This is a genomic window from Alloscardovia macacae (assembly GCF_002259705.1).
GTDB classification, from domain to species: Bacteria; Actinomycetota; Actinomycetes; order Actinomycetales; family Bifidobacteriaceae; genus Alloscardovia; species Alloscardovia macacae.
Genome location: NZ_MWWT01000001.1, coordinates 422675 through 443642, shown reverse-complemented (window position 1 = coordinate 443642; position 20968 = coordinate 422675). Strand labels below are relative to the sequence as shown.

19 protein-coding genes and 3 tRNA genes are annotated in these 20968 nt (G+C 57.1%); 10 read left to right on the top strand and 12 right to left on the bottom strand.

Annotated features, from left to right (window positions below):
* The first annotated feature begins 83 nt into the window (after nt 1-83).
* Both ALMA_RS01920 and ALMA_RS01915 read left to right on the top strand, forming a co-directional pair.
* Complete coding sequence (locus ALMA_RS01920; protein WP_094726189.1) at nt 84-944, top strand: glycosyltransferase family 2 protein; 861 nt, start codon at nt 84-86, stop codon at nt 942-944.
* A gap of 33 nt (nt 945-977) precedes the next feature.
* Entirely contained in the window at nt 978-1937 is a 960-nt protein-coding gene (locus ALMA_RS01915; protein ID WP_094726137.1) for a hypothetical protein, read from the top strand.
* Nucleotides 1938-2038: 101 nt separating this feature from the next.
* Here ALMA_RS01915 and ALMA_RS01910 read toward each other — a convergent pair.
* Both ALMA_RS01910 and trmB read right to left on the bottom strand, forming a co-directional pair.
* Nucleotides 2039-2110 (bottom strand) — tRNA-Glu (locus ALMA_RS01910).
* Nucleotides 2111-2227: 117 nt separating this feature from the next.
* The gene (trmB, locus tag ALMA_RS01905) at nt 2228-3055 is read right to left on the bottom strand and encodes a tRNA (guanosine(46)-N7)-methyltransferase TrmB (RefSeq protein ID WP_094726136.1); all 828 of its coding nucleotides are present in this window, start codon (nt 3053-3055) and stop codon (nt 2228-2230) included.
* A 257-nt stretch (nt 3056-3312) separates the two neighbouring features.
* Between trmB and galE the strand changes: the two genes are divergently transcribed.
* The 3 genes from galE (at nt 3313) to ALMA_RS01890 (ending at nt 4677) form a co-directional block, all read left to right on the top strand.
* On the top strand, nt 3313-4323 hold the full coding sequence (gene galE / locus ALMA_RS01900) for a UDP-glucose 4-epimerase GalE (RefSeq protein WP_086106990.1): 1011 nt from the start codon (nt 3313-3315) through the stop codon (nt 4321-4323).
* Between the two features lie 153 nt (nt 4324-4476).
* Nucleotides 4477-4550 (top strand) — tRNA-Asp (locus ALMA_RS01895).
* Nucleotides 4551-4604: 54 nt separating this feature from the next.
* Nucleotides 4605-4677, top strand: a tRNA-Phe gene (locus ALMA_RS01890).
* Nucleotides 4678-4742: 65 nt separating this feature from the next.
* Here the strand turns inward: ALMA_RS01890 and ALMA_RS01885 are convergent.
* Nucleotides 4743-5360: a nuclear transport factor 2 family protein gene (locus tag ALMA_RS01885; protein WP_244568828.1), complete on the bottom strand. Its 618-nt coding sequence runs from the start codon at nt 5358-5360 to the stop codon at nt 4743-4745.
* A 376-nt stretch (nt 5361-5736) separates the two neighbouring features.
* Here ALMA_RS01885 and ALMA_RS01880 point away from each other — a divergent pair, with 376 nt between their 5' ends.
* Nucleotides 5737-6873, top strand: coding sequence for a substrate-binding domain-containing protein (locus ALMA_RS01880; protein ID WP_377866535.1), 1137 nt, complete (start codon nt 5737-5739; stop codon nt 6871-6873).
* Between the two features lie 66 nt (nt 6874-6939).
* Here the strand turns inward: ALMA_RS01880 and ALMA_RS01875 are convergent, their stop codons facing one another.
* The 5 genes from ALMA_RS01875 to ALMA_RS01850 form a co-directional block, all read right to left on the bottom strand.
* The gene (locus ALMA_RS01875; RefSeq protein WP_094726134.1) at nt 6940-7338 is read right to left on the bottom strand and encodes a hypothetical protein; all 399 of its coding nucleotides are present in this window, start codon (nt 7336-7338) and stop codon (nt 6940-6942) included.
* A 365-nt stretch (nt 7339-7703) separates the two neighbouring features.
* The gene (locus ALMA_RS01865) at nt 7704-9251 is read right to left on the bottom strand and encodes a family 43 glycosylhydrolase (RefSeq protein WP_094726132.1); all 1548 of its coding nucleotides are present in this window, start codon (nt 9249-9251) and stop codon (nt 7704-7706) included.
* Nucleotides 9252-9269: 18 nt separating this feature from the next.
* Nucleotides 9270-9773 (bottom strand): low molecular weight protein-tyrosine-phosphatase, encoded by a 504-nt coding sequence (locus tag ALMA_RS01860; protein WP_086106767.1) that lies wholly within the window; start codon nt 9771-9773, stop codon nt 9270-9272.
* 34 nt (nt 9774-9807) lie between these two features.
* Nucleotides 9808-10503, bottom strand: a complete 696-nt coding sequence (locus ALMA_RS01855; RefSeq protein ID WP_094726131.1) for a dihydrofolate reductase — start codon at nt 10501-10503, stop codon at nt 9808-9810.
* Between the two features lie 150 nt (nt 10504-10653).
* Nucleotides 10654-11526: a thymidylate synthase gene (locus ALMA_RS01850; protein ID WP_094726130.1), complete on the bottom strand. Its 873-nt coding sequence runs from the start codon at nt 11524-11526 to the stop codon at nt 10654-10656.
* A 194-nt stretch (nt 11527-11720) separates the two neighbouring features.
* Between ALMA_RS01850 and ALMA_RS01845 the strand changes: the two genes are divergently transcribed.
* Nucleotides 11721-12137 (top strand): OsmC family protein, encoded by a 417-nt coding sequence (locus ALMA_RS01845; protein ID WP_086106764.1) that lies wholly within the window; start codon nt 11721-11723, stop codon nt 12135-12137.
* A gap of 583 nt (nt 12138-12720) precedes the next feature.
* On the opposite strand, the gene ALMA_RS01840 is transcribed toward ALMA_RS01845, so the two are convergent.
* Together ALMA_RS01840 and ALMA_RS01835 are read right to left on the bottom strand one after the other, a co-directional pair.
* Complete coding sequence (locus tag ALMA_RS01840; RefSeq protein ID WP_086106762.1) at nt 12721-13761, bottom strand: universal stress protein; 1041 nt, start codon at nt 13759-13761, stop codon at nt 12721-12723.
* A 122-nt stretch (nt 13762-13883) separates the two neighbouring features.
* A complete protein-coding gene (locus ALMA_RS01835) occupies nt 13884-14660 on the bottom strand; it encodes a CHAP domain-containing protein (RefSeq protein WP_244568818.1) in 777 nt (258 codons plus the stop codon).
* Between the two features lie 321 nt (nt 14661-14981).
* On the opposite strand from ALMA_RS01835, the gene serC reads away from it, so the two are divergent.
* Nucleotides 14982-16223, top strand: coding sequence for a phosphoserine transaminase (serC, locus tag ALMA_RS01830; RefSeq protein ID WP_094726187.1), 1242 nt, complete (start codon nt 14982-14984; stop codon nt 16221-16223).
* A 78-nt stretch (nt 16224-16301) separates the two neighbouring features.
* A complete protein-coding gene (locus tag ALMA_RS01825) occupies nt 16302-16565 on the top strand; it encodes a DUF2530 domain-containing protein (RefSeq protein ID WP_094726128.1) in 264 nt (87 codons plus the stop codon).
* Between the two features lie 13 nt (nt 16566-16578).
* Here ALMA_RS01825 and ALMA_RS01820 read toward each other — a convergent pair whose 3' ends face one another.
* Complete coding sequence (locus ALMA_RS01820; RefSeq protein WP_094726127.1) at nt 16579-17853, bottom strand: sensor histidine kinase; 1275 nt, start codon at nt 17851-17853, stop codon at nt 16579-16581.
* Nucleotides 17854-17949: 96 nt separating this feature from the next.
* Here ALMA_RS01820 and phoU point away from each other — a divergent pair, with 96 nt between their 5' ends.
* The gene (gene phoU, locus ALMA_RS01815) at nt 17950-18636 is read left to right on the top strand and encodes a phosphate signaling complex protein PhoU (RefSeq protein WP_094726126.1); all 687 of its coding nucleotides are present in this window, start codon (nt 17950-17952) and stop codon (nt 18634-18636) included.
* A gap of 436 nt (nt 18637-19072) precedes the next feature.
* On the opposite strand, the gene ALMA_RS01810 is transcribed toward phoU, so the two are convergent.
* Nucleotides 19073-20860 (bottom strand): DEAD/DEAH box helicase, encoded by a 1788-nt coding sequence (locus ALMA_RS01810; protein ID WP_094726125.1) that lies wholly within the window; start codon nt 20858-20860, stop codon nt 19073-19075.
* Between the last annotated feature and the right edge of the window lie 108 nt (nt 20861-20968).

The window sequence follows — 20968 nt, the reverse complement described above, 5'->3', positions numbered from 1 at the left end:
CTGATATTATTCCACTCGGGCACAACCGTGTCGTTTTCTTTCCCTCGAGCATCTTATAGACCGTCGCGACTACACTATTCTTCATGTCTACAGTGTCTATAGTTATTCCTACATGGAACGAATCACGCCGCGTTCTCGCCTGCTTACGAAACGCGACCACACAGACCATGCCTGCTCACGAGATTATCGTGGTGGATAATAATTCCACGGATAACACGCGTGAGCTCGTCCAGAAATTCATCGACGAGCATCCTGAGTCGCACGTGATTCTCACGCGTCAGACCGCTGCGCAGGGACTCATCCCTACGCGTAACTTCGGACTCGACATGGCCACGGGTGACATCCTGGCACGTATCGATGCAGACTGCATGATTAAGCCGAACTGGGTAGAAGCTGCCACCCTCTTCTTCGACTCTCATCCTGACGTAGCTGGCGCTACGGGACCTGTGTGCTACTATGACATGCCACTTCCCCCAGTAGGCCAGTTCTTCGACAGCCTCGTGCGCGAAAAGCAGTACAGTGCAGATGGCATGCCGCTGCTCTTCGGCTCGAACATGGCCATGCGTAAGAGCGCATGGGAGGCTATACGCCCCGTAGTCTGCGCCGACGTGGAGGACGTCTTCCATGAGGACATCGACTGCAGCCTGCACCTGTTCGAACAGGGTCTGAAGACTCAGTACTGCACCGAGATGGTCACCGGAGCGAGCGCGCGCCGCATGGGCACGGCACATGATTCTTTCCGTGCATATATGCAGCGCTTCCAGACCACGTTTAATGCTCATCCTGGCCACAGTCGCGGAGGATATCCAGAGCGCACGCTTCTGCGTCTCTACCCTCTGCTGAATACCATGTACCACGTGTATGGCGCATGGTGCTCCATCTTTAGAGTAGACACTCCAGAGCTCCTCTGGAAGAGCTACCGCAAGCGCGCTCACCTCGACTAATCCGCACAGCCCCTCTCACAGAAAGATACTTTTATGACGACCACACCACTGTCTGCTCAGGACTGGCATAACCAGTTCGTAGCTTTGAATGGCCATAAGCCATCCCTCGAAGACTACCAGGCCGCTCTCGCAGCTGGCGAGGTAGCTGCGGCTACTCCAGCCCCAGCACCTGCCGCCCCTGCCATGCCGGCACCCCCAGTAAATCCAGCAGATTCAGCAGCTCCTGCATTCGAAGCATCCTCAGACTCGGTACAGGCTGCACTGAACTCTGCCCGTACTTTCACACAGGCTACCGTGAATACCACGATGAATGAGGCGAAGAACTTTACCTCTCTGTCCGTCGGCGAGCGCCAGGACTTCCTCATCTTCGGCGCATTCACCGCTGCTATCATCATGTTCTTCAGCCTCTTCATGCCCTACTACAGCTTCGACATGGGATTCTTTAAGAGGAATCTGAACGGTTTTGAGATTATGAGCATGAGCCAGCAGCTGGGTGGCTCCCCTATTACCGATGTTCATCTTTTCATCGGCCTGCTCGCTCTGACCATCGGCTTCGGTGCAGCGGTGCGCTTCGCTGGAAAAACATCTCTGCGCTTTACGACACTGGTCATCGCCACTATTACGGGCGCCTTCCCTATTCTCATGATGATTCTGGCAGTTTCTCAGGCGAACTCTCAGGGACTGGGATCTGGTTTTAGTGCAGGAGTGGGACTCATCTTCGCCCAAGTACTGGGACTAGCGGTACTCGCCTGCACTGTCACAGCATTCATCCTGCGCTCTCAGGAGCAGAAAGCATCCGTGCGCATATCATCTATGCCAGTTCCTCCAGTATCCCCAGAAACTGTGGCTACAGATGAGGCTCCAGCAGAAGATATACACGATACCATTCCATCGACCGATGAATGGACACGCTCCTTTGAAGACACCTATGGTCGTGTTCCTACCGAGGAAGAATTCCGCGCCGCCTTCGACCGCGGTGAATTCCACGCGTAAGGAATGATGAGATGCGCTGGGCCCCGTTCGTATGAACGGGGCTTTTCCTTTTCCGCAAGATAACGAAAAAGGCTCCAGCAGAAGCTGGAGCCTTTGAGTCGTACCCCCGGAGAGAATCGAACTCTCGTTGTCAGAGTGAAAGTCTGATGTCCTAACCATTAGACGACGGGGGCTGACTTGGTATATATTACGGGAAAGCCCTCATCAGCGCAAGCCTTCGAGCACTTCGGCGTGTCGCGCGCGACAAATGCGCGAGCGACACGCCGGTGAAAGGTGCGGAAGAATTGACCTTAAGCCTGCACAGCGCGGTATGTCATGTCATGAATAACGCGGCCAGCAGCTATCCCCTTATTCTCGAAATTCGTGAGCACGCGCCCCTCGAAACGCGCAGACTCCGTAAAGTCCGCATGCGGAAGCTGAGCCGCCATCTCAGCAGTCCCCTTGCTCACGTGCTCCGTGGCTAGGCTCACCGTCAGCTCACCCGCGTTCTCGAAGTCCGCGCGCACATCCATGACCTCGTGCACATGCAGAGCATAATCATCGATGTCCGTAGCGATGCGCCAGACGCCGCCATCCTTCAGCGCAGCATGCACAGCAGACGCCAGCGCATCCTGCACGATGCGGCGCTTATGATGCTTCGTCTTCGGCCACGGATCCGGGAAGAAGGTCCAGACCTCGTCGAGCACGCCCGGCTCGAAGGCCTGAAGAAGCTCCGGAGCATTCACCTGCACCATGCGCAGATTATGCAGCTCCTGCTTTCCTGCCATCAGCAGAGCGTGCGCCACACCTGGCGTATACACCTCGAGCCCGAGGAAATTATCCTCCGAATGAGCGGCCGCAGCAGCCACGATGTTCTCACCCTGACCTGTGCCTATCTCCACGATAATACGTCCGTCAGCCCGAAAGCCCTCACCCCAGACCGATGCGAGGAACTCCCGACTCAGCCGCACATCCGCGCTTACTCCGAGCTCATGGCCGCCTTTATCGAGCTCGAGCAAGTACTCCCCCGAGTACTTCTCCCACGCGCGCTCCATGCGCGGGTCGAGCTTCGATGAGCGGCGCACGAAAGAGACGACCGCGCGGCGGCGTGCCTCCTGCCCCTGTGGTTCCTGTTCCATATATGTTCTCCTCGTTTCGCGTCATCTCGCGCGCCACGTACAGCTCTCGGGATACTGACGCGCACGCTCACGCACATATGTTCACGCACGCGCGCACGCATCCACACAGAAAAAGTACGAGGAACTAACTAAAAAATCGCCTATTCCACTCTCATCATACACATTCCGCGCTATAATAAAAGTGTCACGAACGCACATCTGCGCACAAAAGTGCACAGCGCGTGACACTAGGGAATCCTCGCGATTAAAGGAGTAACATGACTGTTCTTGTTACCGGAGGCTGCGGATACATCGGCGCTCACGTCGTCCACGCCCTCCACGAAGCAGGTAAGCGCGTAGTCGTAGCTGATGACCTGAGCTACGGAAAGTCCACGCGCATCGAAGGCGCACGCCTGTATGGCATGGACGTGTCTGCACCAGGTGCAGATGAGCGCCTCGCTCAGATTATGCGCGACGAAGACGTCGACGCCGTCATTCACTTCGCCGCACGTAAGCAGGTGGGCGAGTCCGTAGAAAAGCCACTGTGGTACTACCAGCAGAACATTAACGGACTTTTGAACGTTCTGCAGGCCATGAAGGACGCCGACGTACAGAAGATAGTCTTCTCGAGCTCCGCCGCGACGTATGGCGAGCCTCCTGTAGACGTCGTTCCAGAAGACGTTCAGCCTATGGTGCCTATTAACCCATACGGCCAGACGAAGCTGTTCGGCGAGTGGATGGGCCGCGCTGCAGCACACGCATACGGCCTGCGTTTCTGCGCACTGCGTTATTTCAATGTCGCTGGCTGCGGTCCTGTAGAGCTGGAAGATCCAGCTGTGCTGAACCTCGTACCTATGGTGCTTGACCGCCTCCAGCGTGGTCTCGCCCCCGCTATCTTCGGCGACGACTACCCTACCGACGACGGCACCTGCGTGCGCGATTACATCCACGTGTCCGACCTGGCTGACGCGCACATCGCAGCGATGAACTACCTCGACCGCGACGAGCGCAAGTACGATGCCTTTAACGTGGGCACCGGCACTGGTACGTCCGTGCGCCAGATAGTCGATGAGATTAAGAAGGTCTCTGGTCTGCCATTCGTAGAGACCATCCAGCCTCGCCGCGCTGGCGACCCACCGCACCTCATCGGTTCCCCAGAGCGCATTAACACCGAGATGGGCTGGCATGCACAGTATGACGTTCACGACATCGTGGAGTCCGCATGGAAGGCATGGCAGGCAAATCCTGCGCATCACATCGACGTGGAGAACTGGGAGCAGAAGAACTAAGCGCCTTATAAGGCCCTATAAGGCCGAAGACGACACGCCGTAAAGCCCTAGAAATCATGCGGTTTCTAGGGCTTTTTTCGTACCCGACTTGCGCGCTAGTGAAAAGTGCTCTATAGTTATATCTCGTCGCCGCAAGAGATTGCAAGCGATTGTGGCTCCGTAGCTCAGTTGGTTAGAGCGCCGCCCTGTCACGGCGGAGGTCGCCGGTTCAAGTCCGGTCGGAGTCGCTGGAAAAAGAACCCGGTTCTACCGGGTTTTCTTTTCTCAAAATAACATAATATGGCTCTGTAGCTCAGTTGGTAGAGCGTGCGACTGAAAATCGTAAGGTCACCGGATCGACGCCGGTCGGAGCCACTGGTTAAAGAAGGGGATCTCCTCACGGAGAGCCCCTTCTCGCATATGTCCCCAGAACTGAGAGCTTAGAACTTACCGTTCTCGTTCTGCCAGGTCGCCTTATCTGCGATGGTCTCCATAACATCCCAGTGCTCAGCTATCTTCCCGTCTTCCACGCGCCACAGGTCATAGTACGAGGTAGGAGCGCCGCCGAAGGATCCTTCCGAGATGGCCAGAACCATATTTCCCTGCGCCAGTACCTGGTGGACGGTGTCATACACCATGGAGATACCCTGCATGACGTCATGAAGGAAGTTCTGTACTACTGCACGATTTTCTTCCGTCTTCTCGAGGTCAGCCGCCTCCACTGGGCTGTCTATCTGCGTATGACCTGAAGGATTTGCAGGAGCAAGCGCAGCGAGGTTATCCCAGTGCTCCGCTATCTTTCCGTTCTCATCGAAGCGGAAGACATCGAATGCCACCTGCTCGCCAGCGCCAGCGAAGTTATACACCGTCTGCAGCACGACCTTATCGCCATCCTCGAATGCACGGACGTTCTGTACCGTAGTCTTCACTGGAGCGGATGCCAGGTATTCTACCGCACCCACGAATGCGTCTGCACCCGTGTCATACGCGAGATTATGCTGAATGTATCCGTCTGCGAGAAGCTCGCGTGCTGCCTGTGCATCGCCGGACGCGAAAATGGAGATGAGCGCGAGTGCCTTCTGTGTATTCGTTATGGGTTTTCCTTTTGCTGTAACCGCAAGTATTACATCTATTTTTGTCTGCCAATTTTTTCTCTACCCTTGCTGAGTCCTTTATTTACAAGGGCTCAGCACTCTTTTCTTCGGCGTGTCGCGCACCTTTAGTTAGTTCGTTCGTTTAACTAACTCGATTTTTTGTGTTAGACTCTAAGCAAGCCCTGGGAGTTCGGCACAGCGGAGCCGCCCTGCCCCACCCTCAGAGCTGCGGTACTTAAGCCCATACGCCGCGCAGCATACGCTCATACGTAACTTTGAAGGAGAAGTGAATATGACCACGATGAAAGTTTTCTCGCGCGTAGCACACACCACCGTAGCTATGATCGCTTCAGCAGCATTACTCGTAGGCCTCGGAGCCTGCTCTGCCACCCGCTCGGGATCTGCAGGAGGATCCTCCTCGGGAGCTATGGAAAAGGGTGCCACCATAGGCATATCCATGCCGACGAAATCCATGGAACGCTGGAATAAGGATGGTAAGAACCTGCGCACGAAGCTGGAAAAGGCTGGCTATAAGGTCATCCTCTCCTATGCGGATGATAAGCCGTCACAGCAGAATGCAGACATAGAAAACATGGTGAATAATAACGCGAAGATCATCGTGGTGGCAGCAAAGGACGGCACCTCTGTAGGACCAGCTGTAGAAAAGGCTCACGAGGCCGGTGCGAAGGTGATCGCGTATGACCGCCTCATCATGAACACGGAAGCCGTGGATTACTACGCTACCTTCCAGCTCGAGCAGGTAGGCGTGCTCCAGGCGAAGTACATCATCGATAAGCTCGGTCTCGAAAAGGGCGCGAAGGGACCATTTAACATGGAAGTCTTCACTGGCTCTCCAGATGATAATAATGCGAAGTTCTTCTTTAAGGGTGCATGGGAGCTTCTCCAGCCATACTTTAAGAGTGGAGTCTTGAAGAGCATCTCGAACCACGGTGGTGGCGTCGATGGTAACTTCACTCTCGACAAGTGGCAGTCCATCTCCGTGATGTCCTGGAAGACCGCACAGACTCAGACGGACATGGAATCCATTCTGGACTCGAGCTATGCGCATGGGGAAAAATTGGACGCAGTGCTCACACCAAACGATGACCTCGCTCAGGGCGTCATTAACGCCATCCAAACCAAGCGCCCAGACATGAAGCCGGGAACGGACAGCTGGCCAGTCATCACAGGCCAGGACGCGAACGAAATAGCCGTGGCGAACATCAGCCAGGATCTGCAGTCCATGACCGTGTTTAAGGATGTAGCGAAGCTCGCGGACGCCGTGTACGAGATGGTCGTCCAGCTCGCCGAGGGTAAGGACGTCTCCGGCCTGAACGGCAGCATGAATAACGGTGTGGTGGACGTGAAGTCGAAGCTGCTCGACCCGCTCACTCTCGAGAAGAGTAATCTCACTGAGGTGGTGAAAGCGAACTTCATCACGCAGGAGCGCTTCGACGAGCTGACCAAGCAGCAGTAACGCGGCGTTCTTCTCAGAAAGGGTGGAGAGACTACTAGATTCTCTCCACCCTTTCTCGTGCATTCCTTACTTCTGACACACCATGACTATCCCGAGCAGGAGAGCCACACAGCCTCCGAGAAGGAAAAGACCCACTTCCGCTAGGGGAATCTGCGAACTACCGGTGTAGAGTAGGAGGCTGAGAAGCGCACAATACTGCGCGACGAGCCCCACACTAAATCCCACTCTCACGCCAGCGCGTACGCGCGTATCAGCCATAGCGCAGATGCAGGCGATGAGAGTCGTGAGGAAAAACGGCACGAGGATGACCATCTTCGACCAGTAGGCTCGCATTTCAGCACTAAGACTCACCAGCTCGAACATCTGCGCCTGCGAACGAACTATGCCGAGTATGAGCCATCCGGCGAGAGCACTTATACACGCCCAGGTACGTGGACGCGTGAAAAATAGAGTGATGTTACGCATCTGTTATCTCCTCTCTTTCTTTTCTTTCTGTGTCCTGCCTCTGCTCCTCTGCAGAGGCACTCGTGAAGCGGTGGAGATTATGCATCCGAGACCATACACCACGAATATGCGAACGTCCCAGAGATGGTTATTCTCTGCAGTATTCGGATGAAGAGACACCGTATGCGCTCCCACCATCGTCATAAAGAATGCCATCCACATGACGATGACTGTCACCACTGCCCAAAAACATGAGTTACGCATGATGTAGCGCCACATGGCTGTACACGCGTTCCGCACTACCGTCCACATCCTGCATCACCGCCCGAGTATTCTCGTTCAGCCCACGATGGCTTATGAGTACATACTATTTTACTCGTTTTTTTTCATTCGCCACACGTGCCGCACATATCGAGCAAATCCACAGCACCCGTCCCCTCGTACGTCACATATAGCGCTACCTCATCCGCGCCGATTTCCTTACGCTCCAGAGCAAAAGCAGCCGCCTCATACACCGCCCACTGCGGCTTCATGACAAAACCACGCGTACCTCTTCCACTCACTGGAATCCGGGCGAGAACCGCACGCTGGCTCTCCCGTCGCTGCCCTCGCGCCTGCCCTCGCGCCTGTACAGACACGACGAGTTCTCCCACCGCGCCACGCCGAGCACGCGCTCGCACACTCACTCGGCTAAGCTCTTCGAGACACGCCGTGGAGACGTACGTAAATCCGCATGTCGCGCCATCTGTCATATTCGCTATGTACTGACGAACCGCGATACCCGACACGCCGTCTTCTCCGCGCTCCTGCGTGAAGTACGGATGTTTCGCCCGCTCAGCACGGGTCATAGGCGCGTCGTAGCGCAGCGTCTCGTGCCCACCCGCCCACAGCGTACTCGCCGTGTACGCCTTGAGAGACGTCTCTGCAGACACGCCGAGCGTGAGCGGGGCGTCATCTGCTCCGCGTGTCGTTATTTCCGCCTGCTGGAAGTGGAGCATGCCACGCGCGTCTCGCGTGTACGTGAGCTTTTCCGCGCAGGCCTGGCGCGCGTACGACGTGCGGTTCGTCTGGCGGTGGTAGAAGATGTAAAAATCCTCGCCGCGCTGGAGCAGTCCGCCGTGCGTATTTCCCAGGTAATTATCCGCGTGTCGCTCGTCCGTAATGCCGTGCAGGCCCACATTTCCTATACTCACGAGCGTGCCCGCGTACTCGAACCCGCCGTTCGGCCTGCTGCTGACCGCGTATTTGAGTTCATGGTTACGCTGCGAGGAGTAGACGAAGTAATAGTATGCGCCTATCTTCCGGATAGAGCTGGCTTCGAAGAATTCGCCGTCTTCCCTCGGAAAGGCCAATTCTTCCTCCCCTTTCAGCGTGAGCATATCGTCGCTGAGTTCCACGACCACGCCTCCGGGAAAATTGAGCTGATGAAAGCCTGTCAGAACGCGCGAAACGGGCGTATAAAAGCCGGAATAGAGGTACACGCGGCCGCCATCTACGAGGACAGCCGGGTCGAACGGAAACGAGTCCCCAGCACGGCGTCCCCACAGCGTGCCGTCGGCGTGTCGTACGTGGCCGTAAAATTCAAACGGACCAGCAGGCTCGTCCGCCACGGCCACGCCCATAATGCCCATAAAATCGAACGCATAGTAGAGGTAAAAACGCCCATCTGGCCCCTGGCAGACGTCCGGAGCGAAAAGAAGCCGCAGACCCAGCGTATTCAGCGGATCCTGCGTCTTTCTATACAGCACGCCATCACAGCGCCATGCACCCGGCTTTTCGAAGCTCTCCACGGGCGCTGACCACGCCATGTAGTCTCCCGTGCAGAAGATGGGAGCGCCGAACTGGTCATGCGAGCCATAGATGTAGACGCGGTCGCCGAAAATGTACGGCTCCGCGTCTGGAATATATTCGCCCTCAGGAAGGAACGGATTCACCTCTCGCCTGCCCCGAGCTTACTCGTCGAGCTGAGTGCTCACCCAGTCCACGATGTACGGAGCGACCTCTTCTATCTGGTCGAGCGCTATCTCGAAGTCCTCCGGGCCGCCATACCACGGATCCACGAGGTCGATGCGCGACTCCTGCGCAGCACTCACCGCAGGAAGCTTCGGGTCGAAGCTGCGGTACATGTGCACCTCAGAGGCATCACTCGACGGAATCTGGCGCAGAAGCGCGCTCTTATGTGAGGCCGTCATAGGCAGGAACAGATCTGTCTCGTCTATCTCGTCGCGCGTAATGCGGTGGGCGAAGTGATGCGCTGGCAGCTCATAGCCGCGAGCGCGCAGAGCACGCTGCGCACGACGGTCTATGGGATTCCCATGCTCTTCCGAGGAGACAGCAGAGGACTTCACCTGGACGCGGTCTGCGAGCCCCGCGTCCTCCACATACTTGCGCAGAACTATCTCCGCCATAGGCGAGCGGCAGATATTCCCCGTGCAGACGGTCATAATGGTGTACATGTGTGTCTCCTCGTGTGTGGTCGTGACTCGCGCCTTACGCGTGCTTCAGAACGCGAATGCGGTAGCGCGCGATCCCGCTCGTCGGGTCCTCCGGAGCGGTCCAGTCGCGCAGAATTTCTTCCGTAAACAGGCCGCGCTCGATGTGTGCCTGCATGTCTGGAGCGTAGGTGTCTGCCTGCACGCGTGCATCGATGTCCGTAATGTAGATCTCGTCCGCGAACTGGAGTGCCTCCGCGTAGAGCTGGCCTCCGCCGATAATCCATATCTCGTCCCTGCGCACGCCATCATCCGGGATGGCAGGCTCAGAGGCGAGGTCTATGGCTTCGTCCAGCGACGGCATGACGATGGCTCCGAGGGCGGTAAACTCAGGATTCCTCGAGATAACGTAGTTATCCCTGTTCTTCAGAGGACGGAACTTCGGATCCAGCGACTCCCACGTCCTACGGCCCATAATGACCGGATGCGTGATGGTGCAGTCCTTAAAATGCTTCATATCCTCGCGAAGATGCCACGGCATCTGCCCCTGAAGCCCTATGGCTCCTGGACGGCCGTCCTGGTCATACGCCTGAGCCCAGATGAGCTTAATGCGTGGATGTGTGGTGTGAGTCGATTCTTCGATGATGTCATCATCCCACTGTTCCTCGGCGTCCTCCGCGAAACTGCGGAAGTTATGCCCGGCCGAGGCGGGCTGAGGTTGGTGGTAGCCAGTGCGACTACTATCGTGCTCCATGTCTGTACTCTCCTTAGATACGCGTGGGTATCCTGTGTCGTATCGTATGCGCTCTAGTGTAACAAATCGAGTGGGCAAAACTCTGAATATCTACCCACTCGATGTCATGTCTATGCGATGCAGCGTTTATACAGCCACCTATACAGCTACCTATACAGCCACCGGCGCCTTAATGGTGGGATGGTACTCGTAGTTCTCTATAGTGAAGTCCGAGTAATCATACTCGAAAAGCGACGGCGCCTTCCTCACGCGCATCTGCGGATATGGATATGGCGTGCGTCCCAGCTGCTCGAGCACCTGCTCCATGTGATTATCATAAATGTGGCAGTCTCCACCCGTCCAGACGAATTCGCCCGGCTCGAGACCCGCCTGCTGCGCCATCATGAGCGTGAGCAGCGCGTACGACGCGATGTTAAACGGTACGCCGAGGAACATATCTGCCGAGCGCTGGTAAAGCTGGCAGGACAGCTTCCCATCCGCCACGTAGAACTGGAAGAGCGAGTGGCATGGAGGCAGCGCCATATTCTCCACTTCTGCAGGATTCCACGCGGTCACGAGCATACGGCGCGAGTCTGGATTCGTCTTCAGCTGTTCGAGCACGTTCGATATCTGATCGATGGTATGCTCCGGGTCATCGGCCGTAGGAGCTGGCCAGCTACGCCACTGGACACCGTAGACCGGGCCGAGGTCACCATTCTCATCCGCCCACTCATCCCAGATGTGCACATTATGCTCCTGCAGCCAGTGAATGTTCTGCGAGCCCTTCAGGAACCAGAGCAGCTCGTACGCTATGCCCTTAAAGAACACCCGCTTCGTCGTCAAAAGCGGGAAAGACTCGCTCAGGTCGAAACGCATCTGACGTCCGAAGACGGAGACTGTGCCCGTGCCCGTGCGGTCCGACTTCAGTGATCCGTTCAGGAGGATGTCTCGTACGGTATCCTCATACGGCATAGGAATGTCTGTGTCTGGGCGCTCCGGGATGCGCGCGCGGATGTCATCGAGTTCATGCTGTGTAAGTGCCATAGTTATGAGAGTAGCACGCGAGGCAGGCGAAGCTCGCTCAGCGCGAAGGGCTAGTACGGACGAGGGAAAATTGGCCGAAAAAACACAGCGCCATACGCTCACCGCAAAAACGCGACGCGGCCAGGAATAAAACCGCGCCAGACGGTATTCTAGAAGGTGAATGCACACAGCACACGACGCATAAAGGAGATACTATGGCACGCTTGTGGGTAGAACGTAACAAGGACGGTTCGTGGGACGCGTTCAGCGATGACGGCGCACACATCAAGTTCGGCCGCGGCTCGGATAAGGGTCTGTTCTCGCCGGGAGATCTAAGCAAGGTCGCGCTCGCAGCATGCGCCGCGCTGTCCAGCCAGTTCGCCGTCGAGTCTGCGCTCGGCGAGGGTAAGGGCGCGCGCATCGTGGTAGACGCCGCGTATGACGCTGACGAGGACCGCTACCTGAGCTTCAGCGAGCAGGTGGTCGTGGACGCTCTCGAGGCAGGGCTCGACGAGGCCGCCGCGCAGAAGCTGGCTGAGCGCGTGCGCCGCCACATCGAGAAGGGCTGCACCGTCATGCACACGTACACGCAGGAGACCCCGGTCCGCATGGACGTGGAGATCCGCCACTAGAGCTTTAGTTTCGCGAGGCTTCGAGGGGCGTTCGGCTGCTGCAGCTGAGCGCCCTTTTTGTCTGCGCGCGGAGAGCAGTTTAGGGCTAAAACCGACGCCCGCTTTTCTGCTGTTCTGCACTTTAGGGCCAATTCCGACGAGAGCTCTCCACGCGGTCAGACGCCCGGGAGACGCAATGGCGTAAATATGGGGTTCTCCGTTCGCGGAACACAGCGCACGGCGGCACCCGCGTCGGAATTAGCCCCAAACTGCCAGACCGCTCCAGAACACACGTCCGAATTAGCCCACAACTGCGCATTCACCACACAACCATCACATACCCACCCGCGTCGCCAGACCACTACCTCTCGAAACCCCTCCTCCCAGCGAGGAGTGAGCTTCTCGGAACGCTTCCTCACTCCCGCCCCGTACGCTCACACGGAAAATTGGCAGAAAAAAGCCATTCTCATCCCAGCCTAGCAGGCAGCTCCACGCCTGAACGTCCCGAAAAGCTCACTCCTCCCGCCCGGAGCACCCCACCCCACGCAAAAACGGGGAGCAGCCGCACACGCAGCCACTCCCCGCACAGAACCCAAAAACCGCACTACCGCGGGTCGATAGTCTCCTCGATGCTCTGCAGCTCGGAATCCTCCGCCTGCTGCACCGTCACAGACTCCACGCCGCCGATGTCGCTCAGCGGCTTCGTGGCCACCTCGCTCGGCGAATCTGGAATGGTATCCAGCTCGCTCTCCGCAGCCTGCACGTAACGGCGCGGCACCACATACACCGGCTTATCCGAATGCTGCAGCAGCGCCTGGCTGACCGAACCGAAGAGCAGACCCGTCAGGCCTCCGCGACCGCGCGAGCCCACCACCACGATATCCGTGTCCGGAAGAGTCGCCTCAAGCGCGTGGACAGACGTGCCCACAGCCACCTGTTCGTCGATGGCAAGGTTCGGGTACTGGACGCGCAGCGGGGCGAGACGCGTGTGCAGGTCATCCGCATAGGACTCGAGTACACTAGCCATTTCGGATTCGTCGAGATTACTGAGTGCGGGAACCGCGCTGATGACCTTCAGCTGCGCTCCCCAGCTGTGCGCGAATTCGGCGGCGATGTCGAGAGCTTTGAGACCCCACTTTGATTCGTCCGAGTTCACGACCACGTGTGTAATCTGGTTATGCAGATGCACTTTATTCCCCGCATCATCCGTGTACGGCACCACCACGATAGGGCAGTACGCGTACGCCGGCAGGCTGGACGACGTCGTGCCGAGCAGACGTTCGGCGAGTCCGCCTTTCCCGCGGTTTCCTATGACCACGAGGTTATAGTTTCTGGACAATTCTATAAAGACTGCGGACGGCTCTCCCGTGACGATGAGTGTGGTCGCTTCGACGCCCTGTTTCGTGGCTATGGCCTTCGCGCGTCCGAGGATTTCCTGCGCATCCTGACGCGAGGTTGCATCATCGCCCGAGACAGTGAATGTATTATCAAACGACACCGCGGAATAACTCGGCAGCGTGTATGCGCTGACGATGTGTAGGGTTAATCCCGCGTGATGTGCGTAATTGGCAGCCCACCAGACCGCCTTATATGCGGCGTCCGAGCCATCCACGCCTACTAAGATAGCCTTATCATACCGTGCCATAAGAACCTCCTCGTTCGAGCGTATCTCGTACTGCCCATTCTAGCGCGCGACACGGCGGGCGAAAAATAAAAGCCCCAGACCGTTCACAGTCCGGGGCTTTTCACACGTTCGCAAAGAGAGAGCTAATCGTGGATGAACTCGAAACGTTCTGGGTTCGAGATAGTGCGCGTATACGTCTTCCCCTGCATAATGGAGCCGGATTCCGACGTCACCACAGAACCATCAGGATTTATCTTCTCCACTATGGCCACGTGACCGTAATACGCTGCAGCGCCTTCCTCACCAGGCTGGAAGACCATAATCGCGCCCACCTCTGGCGTATGGTCCACCTGGTATCCGAGAGCACGCGCAGACTTCGCCCACTGCGCACCATTACCGAAGTAAGAGCCTACCGGAAGACCCAGCTGATGGCGGCGAGTGTACGCCCACCATGTGCACTCCGAGAATGGGTAGGCGTTGCCCGTGTCTCCCGTAGGATGGTCGCTCTTCGTCAGGTTACTCACGTCGATAGCTGTAGCACCATCTTCCGCATTCCACTCCACTGCTGCAGAGGTGCTCACCGAAGCGGTTTCCTGCGTCAGGGATGCGTTCGCCACGCCATTCGCATCCCTCGTCGCAGAACGCTCAGAGGAGCGAGAGACTGCGGATGCATCCGCAGAATCCGTACTCGTGGCTGAAGCGGTGGCATTTGTGGAATCCGTGGACAGCGTTCCTGTATCTGCTGCCATGGCCACAGCCATAGTGCGGTCGAAAAGATTCGTATTTGTGCTCAGCGCTGTGGCCACGACTGCTGTACCCACGGTGCCGAACAGGAGGGTTACTGCGCCAGACATAGTAAATCGGTTTTTACGTGCATATGCGCGAGCATATTCGCGGCGTTCGCGGCGTGTACGCGGCATTGCGTTCACTTCGCGTTTTACTGCTTCATTCAGACTTTCCACGGGGACACCCGGCGTGAAAACTCCTACTCCATGTCGTGCAGTGCGTCTGTGGGCCGAAGCCGACTTAGGCGCTGCGTGCTTCATAAAAATCACTCCTCAAAAAGTTTTCGGACTCGCACTATTCTACGCGTGTCTCAGAACGCTCGCAACCAGATGTCCACGGCGGTTCTCCCGTATATATCGGGTAAAGCGCGAAATGACGGGGAAAATATGGGATAAAATTACCCGACCGGCGAAAAAATAAGTATATTATGATACATGACTGAAAAAAGTGCACATATGAGTGACTCCGCCGGCATTCAGCCGCTCCCACTCGACCCGCTGCCGCTCGACCTGCTGCCCTTCGACCTCCTTCCATCGGATGGTCGCTTCGGCTCTGGCCCGAGTAAAATCCGCCACGAGCAGCTTGAGTATCTCACGGGCGAAGGCGCGCAGCTCATGGGGACATCTCACCGTCAGGCTCCTATAAAAGACGTGGTAGCGAGCATTCAGCAGGGCATTCGCGAGCTCTACCATCTTCCAGATGACTACGACGTAGTCCTCGGAAACGGTGGCGCGAGCGCCTTCTGGGACATGGCCTGCGCGTGCCTCATAGAGAGGAAAGCTGCTTTCGGCGTGTATGGCTCATTTAGTAAAAAGTTCGCCGATAGTGCTGCTCGTGCTCCATTCCTCGAGGCTCCTGTGCTCTTCGAGACAGAGCCAGGACGCTACCGACTTCCTGAAGCTACAGGTGAGGCAGCAGATGCAGATGTCTTCGCCTGGGCACATAACGAAACGTCCACAGGCGTACTGACTCCAGTGCGTCGCGTGCATAGTGCCACGCGACCAGATGCTCTCACCATCGTGGACGGCACGTCTGCAGCAGCCGGCACCATTATCGACCCACGTGAAGTAGACGTGTACTACTTCTCCCCGCAGAAAGGATTTGGTGCAGATGGAGGCTTGTGGGTGGCGCTCGCATCGCCACGTGCCATAGAGCGCGCTGAGCGCATCGAAGCTCAGGCAGACGCTCAGGCAGACGCTCAGGCAGACGCTCACGCGAAACTCCACCCTTCAGAAAGCTCCGGCCGCTGGATTCCGCCGTTCCTCTCGTTTACGAAGGCCGTGGCGAATTCGCGTAAGCATCAGACCCTAAACACTCCTGCCATAGCCACACTTCTGCTCATGAAAAACCAGATAGACTGGCTGCTGAAGAATGGAGGCTTAGAATGGGCCGCCGCACGCTGCGCAGCGTCCGCGAACGTCCTCTACGAGTGGGCAGAGGCGAGCACGTTCGCCCACCCCTTCGTCGCGGATCGTGAAGCGCGCTCGAGCGTGGTGGTCACCATCGATCTGACTGATGAGCTGCCTGCCGCAGACGTCCTCGCCGCCCTGCGCGCGAATGGCATCGTGGATGTGGCAGGATACCGAGGTCTCGGAAGAAATCAGCTGCGCGTGGGAGTCTTCCCATCCGTGGACACGACAGACGTGGTAGCACTGACCGACTGCATCGACGCCGTAGTGGCGCAACTGCGTGCATAGGCTTCTTTGCGCGCGCGTCCCCGAGCCCAGCCACGAGCCCCAGCCCCCGAGTCCCCCGATAGTTCTAGAGTAAATGACATGAAGATAGCACCGATTTATGATCCTGAGCAGCGCCGCGAGACGCCGCAGGCCGAGCAAGTGGATCTTCATGTCATTTTTCTGGTGGGCACGCTTCTGTGGCTTATCCCTTCCATCGCTTTCGCAGCCATGTTTTTCCTGCATGGTAGCTTCCACCGCGAGTTTATGATCTGCATCTGGGGGCTTATTTTCGGCATTTCCGGCCTCGTGTGGGAGCTGTATAACCGCCACCTGTATCGTCTGCTCGCCCTCATGCAGCAGTAAGCTGTCGATCAGCTTATTTCGTCGCTTTCGGCAGGAAGAGGCTGAACGTGCTGCCCTGCCCCGGCGCGCTCCACACGCTCACCGTTCCGCGATGCGTCAGCGCCACGTGCTTCACGATGGCGAGGCCCAGGCCCACGGCATCCTCGTTTCGCGCGACCGCATCGTTCGGCTGGATGCTTCCCCGGTAGAAGCGTTCGAAGATGTGCTCCTGCTCGTCCGGCCGTATGCCCAGCCCTGTGTCGATGACGCGGATGGCCGCATAGTTCTCGTCGCGCGCAGTATCTACGACCACCGTTACGACGCCGTTTTTCTTCGAGTAGCGCACTGCATTTGAGGTCAATTTCCCCACTGCCGCCTCTATCTGCACCGCGCTGCCGTTCACCAGCACACCGTCTCTGGCACGCACATGGATACGTACGCCACGGTCTGGCGTCATGCTATCCACCACACGACGTACCAATGCACCGAGGTCGAGCCTGTTTTCCTCAGATGGAGTCACTTTCTCCTGAGCCTGGATGAGAAGCAGAAGGTCAGACACGAGCTTATGCATGTGCCGAGCCTGCGTGGAGATAACTTTACCGTCACGCGCCGCCACCTCATTCGTGGACTGTGACCATGCCTGCCCTATGCTCGCGAGACTGTCCGCAGGTTCGAGGAGCTGCTCAGCCACATTCGTAACGAAGTCATCACGAGTTTGTGCGAAGCGCTTCGCTTCGCTCTGGTCTGAGATAAGCACTACTGCTCTACGCTCGCTAATCATGCTCACCGTTACGCTCAGCCAGTGTGGCCGAGCTGTCACATGCGTATCCTCTTCACTATCCTTCACGAGGTCATCTGCTGTATACGTGACGATGTCGAACTTCTGGCGACCTTCTCCCTGTCGCGTTTTCTGTATAGCTTCGGCTATCTGGTCATTCGCTATCTCATCATTCTTCACGAGGCTCCAGCGGTAGGCGGACGCAGAAGCACGCTCTACTTCATCATCCCCATCTACCACGATGGTGGCCGCATCCAGCGCGGTGAGCACCCGCAGGGTAGAGGAATCCAGCTCGTCGTCCTCATCCTCGTCCTCATCGTCATCTTCGAGGACATCGAACCGTTTCTTTATGCGCCGGCGCCGTGAGTACTGCATGCGCCACGTAAGGGAGCGCGCAGCGCGCCATAGGCCCCGGTTCTGGAAAATTGGCATAAATAAACGCCACAGAACGGACAGAAGCCATCCGGCGAGCGCGAGCGTAAGCACAGTGATGACCACGAGGGACAGCACAAACGTGAGATCTAGATGCATACTCTCATTTTCCCACACGCGCTATCCGAATGACACGGGCTACCCGTAAAATGGAAGCACACGGTACGAGGAACGCTAAACCGAACAGGAGCACTCATGCGCGCTATATTTAACGAGGAATTACAGCAGGTCGCGGAGGATCTCACCTCCATGGCAGCAGCTGTGCACGACGCTGTCGAGGATGCTGGCAGGGCACTGTTCGAGGGGAACATCGAGCTCGCGCAGGACGTTATCGACGGGGATGCGCACATCGATGCTCTCGAGCATTCCATTAATAACCAGTGCGTTATCTTACTGGCGAAGCAGAGTCCTGTAGCTACGGATCTGCGCATCGTCGTCTCTACCATGAGCATCGCCTCGCTGCTCGAACGCATAGGCGACCTCGCACGCCACATAGCTGAAACCGCACGTAGCACGTACCCGGACTCGCCGCTGGCTCCTCAGGTGAAGGACATCTTCCTCCAGATGCAGGACTTCGCGGAAAAGACCACCTCTACCCTGTCTGACCTTATGACGTCGCATGACGAAAAGGCTGCACAGCGCCTCATCCTCAGTGATGACACCATGGATAAGCTTTTCGAAAGTGTGTATACCATCGCGCGTTCGGACGAGTGGACGGCCACCACGGATCAGACCATCGATTCCGTACTGCTGAGCCGGTACTACGAGCGCATCGGAGACCACAGCGTGTCCATCGGCCGCCGTCTCGTATACATGGTCTCTGGCTTTGACCCGTCGAAGGATCCGTCCCGCTTCATCGGCGTGGATAGCGACGGGGACTAGGCTGGCGATCTGCTGGGTCTGGCTGGGCTGAGCTGGGGCGGGCTGGGCTGGTCGGTCGGGCTGCTGAGATTTTTTAAAAAATGCGACTTTTCTAGAAGTTTGTCGAAAAAATGGGCTGCTCAGGCTCAGCAAATCGATGAACTTCTAGAAAAGTCGCATTTTTTGCAGTAGGAGTGCGCGCTTCCTCTCCGATTCACGCTCCTTCGACAGCAGATAACAAACTTACGCTAAAGATTTAGCCATTTTTCGCCCTATCAGAAGGAGAAAATGGCTAAATCTTGAGCGTAAGTTTGTCCGATGTCATGAAAACGTGCAGCTCCTACGATGGTCATAAAACTTTACCCCGAATTGTGACCATTTCGGCTCCTATCTGAGACAAAATATGGTCACAATTCGGGGTAAAGTTCCCGGCGCTTACGTACTGACTGACTTACCCTTACTTCTTCTTCTTTTTCGTAAAGGCCAGCTCGAGACCGAGCTTCTTTCCCTTAAACTTTACCTTCTTCATGGACTTCAGCACGAGAGAGGACAGCTCGGACGGCAGCTCCACGTAGCTGGTATTATCATTCAGCTCGATAGCTCCGATGGCGCGGCCAGGGATGTGTGCTTCACTGGAGATGATGCGCACCACGTCATTCGGGCGAATGCCATGCTTCTTTCCGAGGCTTATCTTAAAGCGGGTCATGCCCACTTCCACGTCTTCCTTATGAAGGTTATGCTTGCGTGAGCCGCGTCCACCGTCACGCCCATCACGCCCGCCGTCGCGACCGCGTCCGCCCTCGCCCCGAGAGCCGTCATGCCCCTCGCCGAACTCCCGCTCGCGGCGCTTCTTACGGTTCGGTCGCTCGCCAGCCAGATCGAATCCAGGATCCTCACCCCGCTTATCAAAAGCAGTCAGCGTGTCCACGCCATCCGCGTTCTGTGCGCTCATGTCGCTGGCACCTTCGAGAGCCTTCTTCAGGAAGGCTGCAGCGATGTCCATGGCCGTGTAGTCTGAGGTGTTTATCTGCGTCTCGATGATGTCTATCATCTCATGCAGGCCACCAGCTTCCACCACGCTGAGGACATCATCCATAACCTTTTCGGTCTTCATGGCCTGCACGTCCGCCAGAGTAGGAATGTGCTGCGCCACTATCTTCGTCTTGCAGTAGCGCTGGATGTCACGCAGCTTATAGACTTCCTTACCGCGCACGAAGCTGAAGGCACGCCCTGCACGACCCGCACGGCCGGTACGGCCGATGCGGTGAACGTAGTATTCCACTTCGCGAGGAATGTCATAATTGAACACAGCTTCGACGTCATCCACGTCGATACCGCGCGCCGCCACGTCCGTCGCGATGAGCACCTCGACCTTCCCCGAGCGGAACCGCTTCATCACGCGGTCGCGGGCAGACTGCTTCATGTCCCCATGCAGGCCCTCCGCCGCGTATCCGCGCGACTGCAGAGTCTCGGCGAGCTCGTCCACCATGGACTTCGTATTACAGAAGACGAGGGACAGCTTCGGCGAGTAGTAATCCAGCAGTCGTGTGAGCACGTCCGTCTTATCTTTACGGCGCACGTCATAGTAATACTGGTCGATGTTCGGCACGGTCAGCTCAGTCTGCGCCACCTTCACCAGCTCGGCATCCTTCTGGTACTTCGTGGTGATGTCCATAATAGGCTTCGCCATGGTGGCCGAGAAGAGCACCATCTGGCGGCCTTCCTCCGGCATCTGGTCGAGGATAGCTTCGATGTCTTCCCTAAAGCCCATGTTCAGCATCTCATCGGCTTCATCGAGCACGATGGTGTGGATGTGCTCTGTGGTGAGCGTACCGCGACGCAGATGGTCCATAACGCGCCCTGGCGTACCGATGATGATCTGCACGCCGTCCTTCAGCGCGCGAATCTGACGAGCCATATCTGCACCGCCGTAAATAGGCACGATTTTTACGCCGTGCATGTACTTCGAAAGGCGGTGCAGCTCTTCGGAGGACTGGATGGCCAGCTCTCGTGTAGGAGCGAGGATGAGCACCTGTGTGCTGTAGTCCTTCGGATCCACCTTTTCGAGGACTGGGATGCCGAAGGATGCGGTCTTACCGGTTCCGGTCTGCGCCTGGCCTATCATATCGCGGCCGCTCATGACGACCGGGATGGCGGCTGCCTGGATAGGCGAGGCTTCCTCGAATCCCATATCCTGTACGGCACGCAAAATCTGTGGGCTCAGGCCCAGTTCTTCAAACTTCATGATTTTCTATATCTTTCTGGCGCTCGCTCGTTCTGCTTCTGCCTCGCATCCGTTATGCGTGCGTCAGAGTTCTGGCTAGCGCGTAGTAACCCGTCAATTCTCCCGCCA